A 13,892-nucleotide genomic window follows, 5' to 3' on the forward strand; every position below is an offset into this window, starting at 1 on the left:
AGTCAGATTTGAATCATTAGGATAGCTCCAGTACTTGAAAGCCATAGCCTTCAATAGAAATATCTCCTTCCAGGAATTTCCCACTGATTAGTTCTTTTCCTTTTTGGTCATCCAGATGATATTGCTGTGTCTGGGCATTATGGTTCAGAACAAATAGATAAGACTTTCCATCTTTGGACCGCATAGTGGCTTCTATGCCCGCAGGAGCACGCAGCAGGGATGAAATCCCTTTTTGCTCACAAATGTAGCCCAGCAGACCATCAAGGAAAGGTTGCTCAGGGTCGGAAGCGACGTACCACGCCTCCCCTTGACCAAAACGATTGCGTGTCAGCACTGGCATGCCCTGATAGAAATCATCGCCGTATTTCGCCAGCACCTCGGCTCCTTCGCTATGCAGCAAGTCGCAGAGCAACCCACATTTATATTCACCTTCTAATACGCCCACTTTTTCTTTCAATATAATGCGATTGTGTGATTCAGGCAGAAGCGCATCAATTTCCTCCACCCAGATCCCGAGCAGATTACGCAGCTTACCAGGATATCCTCCGGTTGTGACCAGATCGTTTTCATTTACAATGCCGCTGAAAAAGGTCGTTAGGAAGGTGCCGCCACGCTCTGTGAATTGTTCCAGCTTCTCAGCAGTACCCGGCTTGACCATGTAGAGTACAGGCGCGATAATGAGATCATATTTTTGGAAATCTGTATCCACAGAAATCATGTCTACCTGTACGTTGCGCCGGAAGAAGGTAGCATAATACTTATGCACCTGATCTAAGTATTTCAAGGCGACAGAAGGGCCGCTTGATTTTTCCAAAGCCCACCAATTATCCCAATCAAACAAAATAGCTACTTTGGCATGAACAGTTGCGTCAAGCAGCGTGTTGCCTAAAGCACCAAGCTCGCTGCCAAGCTGTGCCACCTCGCGAAATACACGTGTGTTCTCATGCCCGGCATGCTCAATTACAGCCCCGTGGAATTTCTCACAAGCACCGATCGAGCGGCGAAGCTGGAAAAACATGACCGTATCCGCGCCATGTGCTACAGCCTGATAACTCCATAAACGCATAACACCAGGCCGTTTAAGTGAATTATACGCCTGCCAATTCTGCTGGCTCGGTGTTTGCTCCATCAGCATAAAGGGCTGCCCATCCTTCAAGCCGCGCATCAGATCATGCGCCATCGCCGTATAGCTTATCGGGGTATTAGCTCCGGGATAACTGTCCCAAGATACTATATCCATGTGCTTAGCCCATTTAAAATAATCCAGTTGCTTAAAAAAGCCCATCAGATTGGTTGTTACCACGGCATCGGGAATATGTTTTTTAATCGCGTTATATTCCAGCAGGTAGCAATCCAGAATACTGTCTGAATTGAAGCGCGCATAATCGAGGGATATACCCTGGAATGTGGAGTGATTTTCTCCCCAATGTTCGCTTAGATTATTTGGAGGTACAATTTCATCCCAATCATAGAAGGTGTGACCCCAGAAGGAAGTATTCCACACCCGGTTTAGCTCTTCCAGTGATCCGTATTTTTGTTTAAGCCACACTCGGAACGCTGCGGCACAATTGTCACAATAGCAATCCCCGCCATACTCATTAGAAACATGCCACACCAGGATCGCGGGATGGTCTTTGTATCGCTCTGCAAGTCGGTCAGCCATCTGCTCCGCGTATTTCCGATAGGTTGGGCTGTTCGGACAAGAGTTATGGCGTCCACCGAATTTTCGCTTACGCCCGTCAGCATCGACCCGAAGAATGTCAGGATAACGGGTAGCCATCCAAGCAGGATGCGCTGCCGTACTAGTAGCTAGACAAACGAAGATATCGCTTTCATAAAGATTATCAATTAGCTGATCTAGCCACTCAAAATGATATGTGATTTCATCAGACTGAATTTTAGCCCATGAGAAAACGTTGAGTGTGGCGATATCAATGCCGGCCTGACTGAACATCCGTAAATCCTCCTGATGCGTGGCCTCATCCCATTGCTCAGGATTGTAATCCCCACCGTAAAATACTTTAGGAAGTTTGCTGCTTATCATGCCAATCACCTCTGTATATAAGAATAATCCTATCTTATAATACAAATTAATGCTTTTAAATATAATAAAATGAACATGTATATAACAATATGGATCTACATGAGACATAAATACCGCATACGCCGGAGGTGCTTTTTATGATTTTGACTCCCCATCATTTGCGATTTTTCCTGACTACTCGTGAGCACTCTTTACCTCTTTTTATTGAAAGTATCGGATTTAATAGCAGACAGGAGGATGTGTCCCGTCCAGAGGGCTATCCATGTTTTCACTGGATTCAGACGGTGTCTGGTGAGGGGATGTTTACATATAAAGGGGGGACCTTCCGTTTGGGCGAGCAGTCCGGGGTCCTGCTGCTGCCAGGCGAAGCCCATGCATACAGACGGGCGACCAAGGTATGGCGAACGTTATACATCACATTTGACGGACCCATCGCCGCTGCTGTATTGACTGTACTCGGATTGAAGCATACGCGAGGGTATCATTGGGATCCGGATAGCGAGCTGCACAGCTTTGGGGAAAACATGCTACACTCCATGGTTAGTGAACGTGATTTGTCTGGATTAGATGCTTCGGCCAATATGTACCGTTTTCTGACTCTGCTGCGTAAACATGGACAACATAGCTCGATGCCTTCCCTTTCTCATAATGTGGAACGTTTAACCCCTGTACTGACCTTTATGGAGCAAAATTATGCCAGCCCAGATGTGGGTTTAAGGGATATGGCCGTGATGATGAATGTCAGCGCTCGTCATTTAAATACATTGTTTAAGCAAGCGTTCGGTGTGACTTCGTATGCTTATCTGATTGTAATTCGGTTGCGGAAGGCGAAGGAAATGATGACGGAGTATCCGCAATTAACGGTGAAGGAGATTTCGGAGCGCGTAGGCTTCCGAGATGTCAGTCATTTTGTGGCAACATTCCGCCGAGCGGAAGGAATTACGCCTGAAAGGTTCAAAATACTGTATACATAAGGGTATTTTATCAAAATACTCTTTCTTACTCGGGAATGCTCTTTTTAGGGAGCATTCCTTATTGTTTTTTTCTGGATGAGGGAGTATAAAATAATAGTTCATTTGTTTCATCAATCTGATGTGCAGGTGACATAATAAATATACGATTCATAGTTCTTTTGCAAAACCCTCATCCAAAGAAGGAGTCAACGAAATGCTGAGTAAAGTCAAAAGGTTATTAATCGGTCGTCCGCGAAAGTCGACGGCCCTTGAAGATGAGAAACTGAATAAGCTCAAGGCACTGGCCATTCTGTCCTCAGATGCATTGTCCTCTGTAGCTTACGGCACGGAGCAAATTCTGCTGGTTTTAATTACAGCGGGCTTCGCTGCCCTATGGTATTCCATCCCTATATCCATTGCGGTGTTGGGTTTGCTTATCATCCTGATCCTGTCGTATAGACAGACCATTTTTTCCTACCCTGGTGGTGGGGGAGCCTACATTGTCGCACAGGACAATTTGGGAAAGAGTCCAAGTCTGATTGCAGGCGGCTCTCTGCTGGTCGATTATATTCTAACGGTAGCTGTTAGCTCATCGGCAGGTACAGATGCCATTACATCGGCGTTCCCATCGTTACATGATCATCGGATCGCAATTGCTTTGGTGATGATTATCTTTTTGACTATTATGAATTTGCGCGGGGTGACGGAATCTGCCTCGGTGCTGGCGATACCGATTTACTTATTTGTTGTTGCCATTTTTGTTTTGATTATTAGTGGTATCATTCACTATCTGGCAGGAGGAGCCCATGCGGCGGCGCCGCAATTTGGAGCTACGGTATCCAACGTCAGTCTGTTTCTCTTACTGAAAGCATTCAGCTCGGGCTGTTCGGCGCTAACCGGTGTAGAAGCTGTCTCCAATGCCATTCCGAACTTCCGCAAGCCTGCTGCCAAAAATGCGGCAACTACATTGATGATGATGGGCTTGATTCTCGGCTGTATGTTTATCGGAATTAGTTTGCTGGCTTATTGGTACGGTGTTCGTCCTAATCCGCAAGAAACAGTCATTTCGCAAATTGCGAATGCCACTTTTGGGCGCGGTGTGATGTACTACATCATTCAAGGTGTGACGGCGCTTATCTTGTTTTTGGCGGCCAACACAGCCTATTCAGCCTTTCCGTTGCTCGCTTTTATGCTCGCTAAGGACAAATATATGCCGCATATGTTTATGGTTCGTGGAGATCGACTCGGCTATTCTAACGGTATCCTATTTTTGAGTATCTTCTCGGCATTGCTGGTCATCGTTTTTGGTGGCAATACCGAAAATCTCATCCCGCTTTATGCTGTAGGGGTATTTATCCCGTTTACCTTGTCGCAGCTTGGTATGATGATTCGATGGATTCGGCTCAAACCTGCTGGCTGGGTCGTCAAGCTGGCTATTAATACGGTTGGGATGCTAACCACGCTGTCGATTACGCTCATCTTTATCTTCACTAAGTTTAGCCAGGTGTGGGTAGTCTTTATCTTCCTGCCTTTGGTACTGTATTTCTTTATGAAGATCAACAAACATTACAAAAATACGGCTGAACAACTGCGCATTGATATCACGAAGGACAAACCTATGGTCAAAGGCAATACGATTATTATTCCGGTGGCAGGCATTACACGAGTCGTTATGAATACCATCAGCTATGCCAAAACCTTGTCGGACAATGTGGTTGCTGTATATGTGGGTGTGGATGATGAAGCGATTCAAAAAATGGAACAGAAGTGGGAAGAGTGGGATGTAGGTATACGTTTAGTAGTGCTGAGATCCCGTTATCGCAGCATCATTAATCCGCTCCGCAAGTTCATCGATACAGTAGAGTGGAAAAAGGCAGACGAGGACCATATCACAGTTCTCATTCCACAATTTATCACTAAACACTGGTGGGAAAATATACTGCACAATCAGACCAGTTTGCTGATGAGAGCTTATTTAATCAATTACAAAGACGTCATCGTAACGACCGTACCTTTTCATTTAAACAAATAAAGCCATATTAATACTCATTAGTATGATAAAATCAACACTTTTTGACCGCATCTTGGTGCGGTCGGAGGGTGTTTTTTTACATAATGGGGATATTTACTTGGGTGATACATTTTGTGTATTATGGATACAAAACGTATCATCAAGAATTGTTATGGAGGGATACGATGCCCGAAGACAAGGGGAAGATAGAACAAGATAAGTTGCAATTTGTAGATACGCTAAGGGCGCTGGCGATTATCGGAGTGTTACTTGTGCATGTCAGTCAGTATGTGGACGGATTAAACGGTTGGTTGCAAAAAGGCTTGAGCATAGGAGCCAAAGGAGTCGCTTTATTTTATATGGCTAGCGCTTTTACGCTGTTTCTATCTCTGAGCAGGCGTTCGAGTGACAAGAGAGAAGGAATGGTGGCCTACCTGTTGCGTCGTTTTTTTCGGATTGCACCCTTGTATTACATGATGTTAGGAATCTATTTAGTTGTAAATGGGACAGGTCCGCGATTTTGGCTTGGAGATCAGGAGGGAGTTACTGTCACTAATATTGCAGCCCATGCTCTGTTTTTGAACGGTCTCAATCCGTATTGGATCAACAGCATTATCGGTGTGGAATGGTCCATTGCGGTGGAATGCATGTTTTATCTATTTATCCCCCTCTTATTTAAGTTGATTCGATCGGTTCGCCATGCGACTTGGTTTGTCGTGATGGTGCTTGTGGCAAGCTTCGGGTTAAATACGGTGTTTGCTCAATATCCATTGATTAGTGATCAATCTTTATGGAGGCATTATTTGTATTTATGGTTTCCGAATCAGTTGCCTGTCTTTGGGCTGGGGATATTGTTGTTTTTCATTTGGAAAGACGAGCGTCATTGGAAAAATGTAGACCCGCTCAGTGGGGCGCTTCTGCTTGTTACTGTGCTGTTTGCGTTTTTTGGAGGTATGACGGATTATCTCATAGGTGTCGGCTTGCTGTTAGGGGCGTATGCTTTGTATCATTGGCAGCCGAAATGGCTACTTAATCGCGCGTGGTCATGGATCGGCCGCCTCAGCTACAGCATGTATTTGACGCATATGCTGGTCCTGGGACTAATCGTACAGATTAAATTACTGTTTGCTCCCTTAGTCAGCCTCTCACTTCTGTTCATCATGACGTTGCTATTCACCGTCGGACTTTCCTGGTTTACCTACACGTGGATAGAACAGCCCGGCATCCGATTGGGGAAAAAGCTTATATCACGTATAAAATCTGTACGCGAGCAGGAAGATTCGGTCAAAGAAAGTGTTGCCTAGTTGCAACTTGAAGCAGCATCAGATAACATTTGGTTGAAGTGCTTGAATAAATCTACGAAATTATTGAAAAGACCTCTTGAAAAGTAGCTCCCAGCCCTTTATATTCGATGTACATCCAAGTTTTTGAATACACCGATGAGGTTTGTTGGAATTGTAAAGGAGATGCACGTATGCTTTTGGAGCCACTTGGCTTTTTACTTTTCTCTACACTGGAAGGAGTAGCTGTTTTTGCGCTGATTCTCAGTATCTTTAAAGTTAGAATGACTCCTTATCTATGGCAGGCTATTTTTGTGAATCTGATTATGAACCTGCAAAGCTATTTGCTCCGAGAGGAATTTTCACTCTCCTATTTAGTACCTGTCATTAATATGCTGCTTTTTATTTTTTTACTTGCTACGGTGGTGAAGATTCCGATTGTTTGGTCAGGTATTATGACAGTTACCGGTTATTTTGCATATGCCGTTATTCAGTCGGTACTCCTGAAAGCTATGTTCGGTAACCTGCCGGTTGCTGAACTGCAGAACGGATCCTTGAAGGGCTATCTGTTACAAGTGGTTAGCGCAGCGACAGGACTACTTATTTCATTTATATTGTATCGAAAAGAGATCGGCTTTTCCCCAAATTTCAAAAAGCTTAAGTTCAAAGAGGAATATGGCATTGTCATCACACTGATCATTCTGTCTCTCATTTCAACCTCTATTGTGCTTTACTATAGTGAGGTATGGTTGAGTATGATATTTTTTGCACTGGTATCGGGATTTTTTATCTACTATGCAGTCGGAAAGGAATACCGAGATGATTGAAACGATGGCTTTCAAACTTGCTAACCAGATTAAACGTACTGTGCCTGATCATCCGGCCTCCGTCCCAGTACTTAAATACGCACTTGCTCTCATTCTGAATGCGTCTATGATCATCGTGTTGACACTATTCGCCTCATTCTTCACGGGGCGGATGGTCGAAGCTGTAACGATTCTCGTCGCTTTTGCCTTGCTGCGCCAAGTATCTGGTGGTATTCACTTGAAAACGGGTATGGCATGTGTGCTGGTGACCTCTGTAGCTTTTACATACATATCTTGCATTTCCTTAAATAATGGGTTGACAAACCTGTTTACCGGAATCGCTCTCATTCTTGTTTTATGCTTTGCCCCGTCCAGAATTGAAAAGCAGTCGCGCATTCCAGTGCGATTTTATCCCCTCTTGCGATTGTTATCTTCCTTGCTTGTATGTACTAACTTTGTAATAGGTTCTTCTGTAGTGGCTGTTGCTTTTTTGGTTCAAAGCCTAACATTAATCCGGGGAAGGAGGTGAGTGGAATGATGAAAAAAGTAGTATACGGGTTAGCCACATCGTTGTCTATGTTCGCGACTTTTGCTGTATCAGTGGCAAGTTATGTGTATGTTTATCAAGGAGATACACCCGAGGAACTGCTGAAATAAGCAAAATGCAGAATAGAAAAAAATAATACATAGAGCTGCTATAAAGCAGCTTCTTTTTATGCAAAAAAAACAGGCGCTCTACGAAAGAGCGCCCGAATGGGAGAGGAGAAACCGGACGAAGAGCTTATGGGGAAACGTAAGTCTTCTCCGCGGTTGTCTACGACATTGGTTGAATGCCGATATCCTAAGGATGCCCAGGAGATGGTTTTTTATACCTGCTTCATCACTAAGTTTTTCAAACGGCGATGCATGTGGTACGATAACGTCATAATCTTTATATGGTTATGAACACATATAGAAAATAGGTGAGTTTCAGCGTGAGAGTGGTATCGGGTAGTGCCAAAGGAAGGCCGTTAAAGGCAGTTCCCGGCACCGGGACGCGACCGACCACGGATAAGGTCAAGGAAGCGCTATTTAGCATGATAGGTCCTTATTTTGATGGAGGAGTCGCGCTTGATTTGTTTGCTGGCAGTGGCGGCCTGGGTATAGAGGCGCTTAGTCGGGGAATGGACAAGGCAGTTTTTATTGATATGGAATCCAAAAGCATTGATGTCATTAAAGAAAATTTGCGAAAAACTGGATTGGAAGGAAAGGCAGAAGTGTTCCGCAATGATGCCGGACGAGCGCTTAAGGCGCTGGCAAAACGTGGAGCTCTTTTTGATGCTGTTTTTCTGGACCCGCCTTATCGTCTCAAGCACGGGGATGAATTGATGAGCCGTATGGCCGAGTTGGACTTGCTTCGTTCAGGTGCAATCATCGTGCTGGAGTATGAATCGGGACATGAGTATCCGATAAGTTTCGGACCGTTTGAACAGGTTAGAAAAGCGGTCTATGGTGAAACAGCGTTATCCATTTATCACTTTGATGATGCTTTGTCAGACGCCGAAGAACATACAGAAGCCGAAGGGGTCAAATTCGGCATCACCGAATCAGACGGGGAGGACCATCATGATTGAGCACAAACCACGTATTGCCGTATATCCGGGAACCTTTGATCCCGTGACGATGGGGCATCAGGATATTATTCAAAGAGCGGCCCGACAGTTTGATTTACTGATCGTCGCGGTTCTTAACAATATTAGTAAAAATCCGCTGTTTTCACTTGAGGAGCGAATGGAGCTGCTACGTACGGTAACTCGCGATATTCCAAACGTTGAAGTGGACAGCTTCCGTGATCTGACAGCCAATTATGTACGCCAAAAAGGGGCTCAGGTTATTGTCAGAGGAATTCGGTCAGTGACCGATTTTGAATATGAACTCCAATTAGCCTCTACAAATCATAAGCTGAACCCGGATGCGGAAACGATCTTTATGATGACCAACCCGGCTTATTCATATCTGAGTTCCAGTATGGTGAAGGAAATTGCGCATTTTGATGGCAAGGTCGTAGATCTGGTGTCACCAGAGGTGGAAGACGCACTGCGTGCCAAGGTTAGCGCGAATCGCGGTGGCTCCACCATGAAGTCATAAAGGAAACGGCGAGCAGAGCAAGTATAATCGTACTCAGAAGTACAACGGACAGTACGGTTAGTTGCCAGGGGTACATGGATGTTCCTACTATTTGTGTTAATAAGCTGCTGGCTCCGGCCATGACAGATTGCGATCCGGAATCATTTACACTTTCGGCAAAAGAAGATACAGAACTGCGGCTGACGTAAGCAGGAATTGTATTACTGACAATGTGGCTAAGCGGAGTCCATGCCGCCAAGGTTAGTCCAAAAGCAATGATCCCATGTAGCACTCGTGATAAGGTGAAGGTGATGCCCTTGTCGGAAGGTTTGGTGACGGCGGTAATTTGAAGCCAGCCGCACAAGCCGCCCCAGCCCAACACAGCACTGATCAGCGCTGCTTGTGTACGGAGATCGTAGGGCAGGCGGCTGATTTCATAGGAACCCAGATGGATTTCCATCCAGGCAGGCCACACCATAGAAAGCGTTCCTTGACCTGAGTATAAGGTCAGCAGCCGAATCAGTACGGAAAAGAAAATAATGAATCCACCTGTCACCATCAGCATCTGTACAGCATGGGATACGGTTTCGCCTAACAGTTTTCCAAAGCTGCGGCCATCCCGTTCTCTGGCAGAGCGGGTAGCTTCCCATGCGGATCGGATCAGGGAGGTGGTAGTGCGGGAAACAGAAGCGCGCCGGATGGCAGCTGGCGTTTCCCGTTTTTTCGATTTTCTGGACGAATCAGGTATTCTGGCTGTGATCCAGCCTGCCAGCAGCCCGGAAATCCAGTGAACGGCAAGTAACAGCCCACCTACAGCAGCATTGTGCAGCAGTCCTGTGCCAATGACGAGCAGGATCGTAATCGGATTGCAGAAATGAGCGATAGCGGTCAGACGTCGAAGCTGAAGCGCGGTCATATCCTCCTGTTGTGCCCATTGGCGTACCGCTTCCGCAGCAGCTGGGAATCCCGCAGTTAGACCGAGGGCCAATACCCAGCCGCTTCGTCCCGGCAGCCGAAACCAGGATCGCATGAACGGCTCCAGCAGAACACCTAGACCATGTACCAGACCAAAGGCGATGAGCATTTCAGATAGCATCAAAAAAGGCAGCATGGCCGGGAAAATAATGCTCCACCATAATTTAAGTCCCTGGGTAGAGGCTTGAAATACTTCTTCTGGTGAGGCAACAATAGCCATTACAAGCAAAATGGCTCCGAGGCCAAGCAGCAAGGTTGTCCAGTAAGGAGCAGGGCGGGCTTCCTTTTGCATCAAAGATTTCACCTCTCATAAATATACTAAGGAGAGTCGGATACTGTCTCCAGCGTTATTCACCTTCATTGTCTGGATATAGGTTGCTCGTACATGTTGTCGTAAACAATGTATGCTTTTTTGGAAGGCTTGAGAACAGGTGGTGCAGAGGCACTTGGGTAAGATAAGAGAAGTTAGGCTGCAAGGGGGAGAAGCAATGATGCGAATTAACCGGAAAAGAGCCTTTTTTACAACCGGTTATGTCTTAATGCTGGCTGCAATGGTCTATGTGCTGGTTTATATGCCAACCCCTTATCTGATCTATGGACCAGGTGGGGCAAACGAGATCAAACCGATGGTTAAAGTACAGGAAGGTGATAGCAACGAACGGGGGAGCTTTATGATGACGACGGTATCGGCGCGATATGCCAATGTCATCATGCTAGCTATGTCCAAACTGGACAGCAACTCGGAGATTCAGCGCAAAGAGGATCGTCTGCATGGCAGAAGTGAAGATGAATATGCAGCAGAGCAGGTATGGTATATGGGGGATTCCCAATCTTCCGCGATGGAGGCTGCCTATACCCGTGCCCATGTTTCCTATCGCATTGTGCCGGATTATGTGTATGTATTTAAGGTTCCGGGACCGAACAGCGTGTTTGAGCCCGGAGATGAAATATTAGAGTTAAACGGTACGAGGGTAACTGATAATCATTCCATTCGGAAGGCATTGGAGGATGAGAAACCCGGAACGCTGGCTAAAGTGAAGCTAAAGCGCGATGGAAAGTTGCTGGCAGTGCAAGCTCCATTAACAACCATCACGGACAGTGAGACGAGAAAACAACGTTCCGGGTTTGGTGTCAGTATTGCTACAGTACAGAAGGTAGAGCCAAAGGATGGACGTAAAACGATTTATTTTACATCCACGGATGTCGGCGGACCTTCGGCAGGTTTGATGTTTACTATGGAAATCTATAACCAGTTGACGCCAGGTGACTTAAGTAAGGGATATCGTGTAGCCGGTACGGGTACTATTGATAAGGACGGTCAGGTTGGAGCGATTGGTGGCGCCAAGTATAAAATCGTCGCTGCTGACCGTCAGGGTGCGGAATTGTTTTTCGTCCCGGCGGATAATTATAAAGAGGCCAAAGCCAAAGCAGAGCAAATCGGAACCCAGATGAAGCTTGTCCCGGTTCGCAAGCTTGGCGATGCGCTGAATTATATGGAAAAGCTGCCTATTAAACCATAAGGGGTGGTCGCAAGTAATCAGCATACATGTCACGTATGGCGGGACGCGGCATCCCGGCTGCATGTATGGCGGCTGCGGCAGTATCCCAGTCCAGATGGGCATGTGATCCGGCAGACGGCTTGACCCATACTGGCAGGGTGGCGGTGTCTTTCATTCGCGCCAGCAGGTCGCGTCCAGCCCTATTAAAGCCGAGTACGCGGATATAGCCGGGACCTTTCGCCAGCTCAGTGGGAGTCATATCAGCTTTGGCATGATTCAGCAAAATATGTGTACACATCCGCTGAAGCTTTGTACGAGTATAGCGCTTTGTCTTGACAGCGGCAAACAGGGCCTCCATAGAGGGATGAGGCAGCGTGTACAGCGATTGCTGTAGGCGATGCTCCAGCCCTTCGGTGACCTCGTGCAGCTCCGCCAGCTGCTGCGGGCTACGCGTGATCAGGGCGTTCAGCAACGGCTGGCAGAACGCTTCCCAATGCAGCGGGGCACGTTCTTCTTGCCACTCGCGCTGCAAAATCTCCAGGGTCGCCGCAGGTACGTACGGCGACGCGGCCTCCGGCCCGCCGTCCAGCAGCAGACGGCGGATGGCTGTGGCGCTGGCGATGACTCCGTCCGCAGGCGCCACCGTCTCATGGTATCCCGATCCCGTGCGGGCCACCGTAAAGGGCTTGATTGTGCTGCCCAGCCGTTCCAGCGCAATCAAGTAATGCAGCCCGAGCGTGTTGTTGGGCTGCTGCATGAGAGCGGCGAGCGCAGCACCGTCCGCTCCTTCGGCCGCCAGCGCGGCTGCGGCTCCTGCGTAGGCGGCAGGATAACTTGCGCCCTTGCTCAGGCGCTGGGCGATGCCGGCCTTGAGTTCGGCCGGCTCTGCCGCCAGCACGCGGGCCAGCGTGTGCAGCGGGGCGATATCTCCGCTCTCGCTGCCGAAGCAGAGCGCGTCGACGATGCCCGTCGCGCAGAGCAGGGTCACCGCGCCGCGGGCAAACCATTCTGCGGGCTGGACAGCATAGGCCACAGGCAGCTCCAGAACCAGATCTACCCCCATAGCAAGTGCCATTTCGGTGCGTGACCATTTGTCTGTAATCGCGGGTTCGCCTCGTTGAAGGAAGGGACCGCTCATCACAGCCACCGTTCGCTGTGCACCAGTGATACGAAGAGACTCCTTCCAGTGATGGACATGTCCGTTATGTAGGGGATTATACTCTACAATGATACCGAGTGTTTTCAAGACTGTATGTCGGCTCCTTTCTTGAAGTAGCTTATTTGATAACTATTTTGAATGAGTGGTTTACTACTAGCGAATGCATGTTTTCAGGGCAGCTATCTGATATTTCATCATGCACTTGAACAAGACCATTGAGACCTGGAGCAAAAAGCTTTATACTCGCATTATTGTACACGAAGAGTGGCGGGGGTACGAATACTCACAGGTACATGATAAATACAACACATTTTTGCATCCGCATAGATCTTGCCGAACCATTGGAAAATCGATGGATTTGTAAGTGGTGTAAAGTGAAAGGTGTTGACAAACGACTCGATCAGTCGGTATAATAATTTTTGTTTGTTTGGAGTGATAGTGATGCAACTATTTTTTCGCAAAGTAGCAACAAGTGACGGTCCCTTTCCTATCCGTGAATCTCTTAATGTGAGTGAATTGGTGGATGATCGTGCTGATGTTACAGCCGTTTCCCCGCTGGAGACCGACTTGGTCGCCGTTAGTCTGGGTCAAGGCTCGATGAGTGTGGAAGGCACGTTGACCGCAGGTCTGGACATGCTTTGCTCCCGCTGTTTGAGCCCGATGCACGAGGATTTGAATATTGAATTTCGTGAACGGTTTAAGCAAACCTCATCTTCAAATGTTGAAGAGGAGGATGAAGATGGCGATTTTATCGCAGTGACGGAGGATTCCTTCGACATTGCACCGTATTGTGAAGAACTGTTTGTACTGCATGTGCCGTTTGCGCCTATATGCAGTGAGGATTGTCAGGGGATCGCGCCAGCGGCCGGACAAGACTGGAGCCTTGGCTCCGACGACAGTAACGATAGTGATACGGAAAAGATTGATCCGCGTCTGGCAGGGCTTAAGGATTTTTTTAAATGAGAATTGAGTTCAATTCTGAAAAAAATCATCATCCGCTTGTGCCGGGAAGTTATTGAACCGATACGTGGATGTTGCAGGCTTGATTCACCGGCTGTA

Annotated in this window: 13 protein-coding genes; 10 read left to right on the forward strand and 3 right to left on the reverse strand. The window is 47.2% G+C overall.

Annotated features, from left to right (window positions below; genetic code table 11):
- Positions 1-16: 16 nt before the first annotated feature.
- Positions 17-2,044 (reverse strand): beta-galactosidase, encoded by a 2,028-nt coding sequence (locus MMB75_RS10390; RefSeq protein WP_016819258.1) that lies wholly within the window; start codon positions 2,042-2,044, stop codon positions 17-19.
- A 137-nt stretch (positions 2,045-2,181) separates the two neighbouring features.
- Here MMB75_RS10390 and MMB75_RS10395 point away from each other — a divergent pair, with 137 nt between their 5' ends.
- The 8 genes from MMB75_RS10395 (at position 2,182) to coaD (ending at position 9,221) form a co-directional block, all read left to right on the forward strand.
- On the forward strand, positions 2,182-3,018 hold the full coding sequence (locus MMB75_RS10395; RefSeq protein ID WP_016819259.1) for an AraC family transcriptional regulator: 837 nt from the start codon (positions 2,182-2,184) through the stop codon (positions 3,016-3,018).
- A gap of 193 nt (positions 3,019-3,211) precedes the next feature.
- Complete coding sequence (locus MMB75_RS10400) at positions 3,212-5,029, forward strand: APC family permease (protein ID WP_013370622.1); 1,818 nt, start codon at positions 3,212-3,214, stop codon at positions 5,027-5,029.
- Between the two features lie 164 nt (positions 5,030-5,193).
- Positions 5,194-6,312: an acyltransferase family protein gene (locus tag MMB75_RS10405; RefSeq protein WP_016819260.1), complete on the forward strand. Its 1,119-nt coding sequence runs from the start codon at positions 5,194-5,196 to the stop codon at positions 6,310-6,312.
- Between the two features lie 170 nt (positions 6,313-6,482).
- Positions 6,483-7,115, forward strand: coding sequence for a hypothetical protein (locus MMB75_RS10410; protein WP_016819261.1), 633 nt, complete (start codon positions 6,483-6,485; stop codon positions 7,113-7,115).
- Positions 7,108-7,623: an accessory gene regulator ArgB-like protein gene (locus MMB75_RS10415; protein WP_016819262.1), complete on the forward strand. Its 516-nt coding sequence runs from the start codon at positions 7,108-7,110 to the stop codon at positions 7,621-7,623. Before MMB75_RS10410 ends, MMB75_RS10415 begins: the two co-directional genes overlap by 8 nt.
- A 5-nt stretch (positions 7,624-7,628) precedes the next feature.
- Positions 7,629-7,751, forward strand: a complete 123-nt coding sequence (locus MMB75_RS10420) for a cyclic lactone autoinducer peptide (RefSeq protein WP_013370626.1) — start codon at positions 7,629-7,631, stop codon at positions 7,749-7,751.
- 317 nt (positions 7,752-8,068) lie between these two features.
- Positions 8,069-8,707, forward strand: coding sequence for a 16S rRNA (guanine(966)-N(2))-methyltransferase RsmD (gene rsmD / locus MMB75_RS10425; protein WP_016819263.1), 639 nt, complete (start codon positions 8,069-8,071; stop codon positions 8,705-8,707).
- A complete protein-coding gene (coaD, locus tag MMB75_RS10430; protein WP_016819264.1) occupies positions 8,700-9,221 on the forward strand; it encodes a pantetheine-phosphate adenylyltransferase in 522 nt (173 codons plus the stop codon). The genes rsmD and coaD overlap by 8 nt, the downstream gene beginning before the upstream one ends.
- Here coaD and MMB75_RS10435 read toward each other — a convergent pair.
- A complete protein-coding gene (locus tag MMB75_RS10435) occupies positions 9,184-10,467 on the reverse strand; it encodes a nucleoside recognition domain-containing protein (protein ID WP_016819265.1) in 1,284 nt (427 codons plus the stop codon). The two genes, coaD and MMB75_RS10435, sit on opposite strands and share 38 nt — an antisense overlap.
- Positions 10,468-10,663: 196 nt before the next feature.
- Here MMB75_RS10435 and MMB75_RS10440 point away from each other — a divergent pair, with 196 nt between their 5' ends.
- Positions 10,664-11,695, forward strand: coding sequence for a YlbL family protein (locus tag MMB75_RS10440; protein WP_025364635.1), 1,032 nt, complete (start codon positions 10,664-10,666; stop codon positions 11,693-11,695).
- Here MMB75_RS10440 and MMB75_RS10445 read toward each other — a convergent pair.
- The gene (locus tag MMB75_RS10445; RefSeq protein ID WP_025364636.1) at positions 11,685-12,920 is read right to left on the reverse strand and encodes a nucleotidyltransferase; all 1,236 of its coding nucleotides are present in this window, start codon (positions 12,918-12,920) and stop codon (positions 11,685-11,687) included. The two genes, MMB75_RS10440 and MMB75_RS10445, sit on opposite strands and share 11 nt — an antisense overlap.
- Before the next feature lie 354 nt (positions 12,921-13,274).
- Between MMB75_RS10445 and MMB75_RS10450 the strand changes: the two genes are divergently transcribed.
- Positions 13,275-13,796: a YceD family protein gene (locus MMB75_RS10450; protein ID WP_017427905.1), complete on the forward strand. Its 522-nt coding sequence runs from the start codon at positions 13,275-13,277 to the stop codon at positions 13,794-13,796.
- Positions 13,797-13,892 lie beyond the last annotated feature (96 nt).

It is taken from the genome of Paenibacillus sp. P2(2022) (assembly GCF_029522175.1).
Classification (GTDB): domain Bacteria; phylum Bacillota; class Bacilli; order Paenibacillales; family Paenibacillaceae; genus Paenibacillus; species Paenibacillus polymyxa.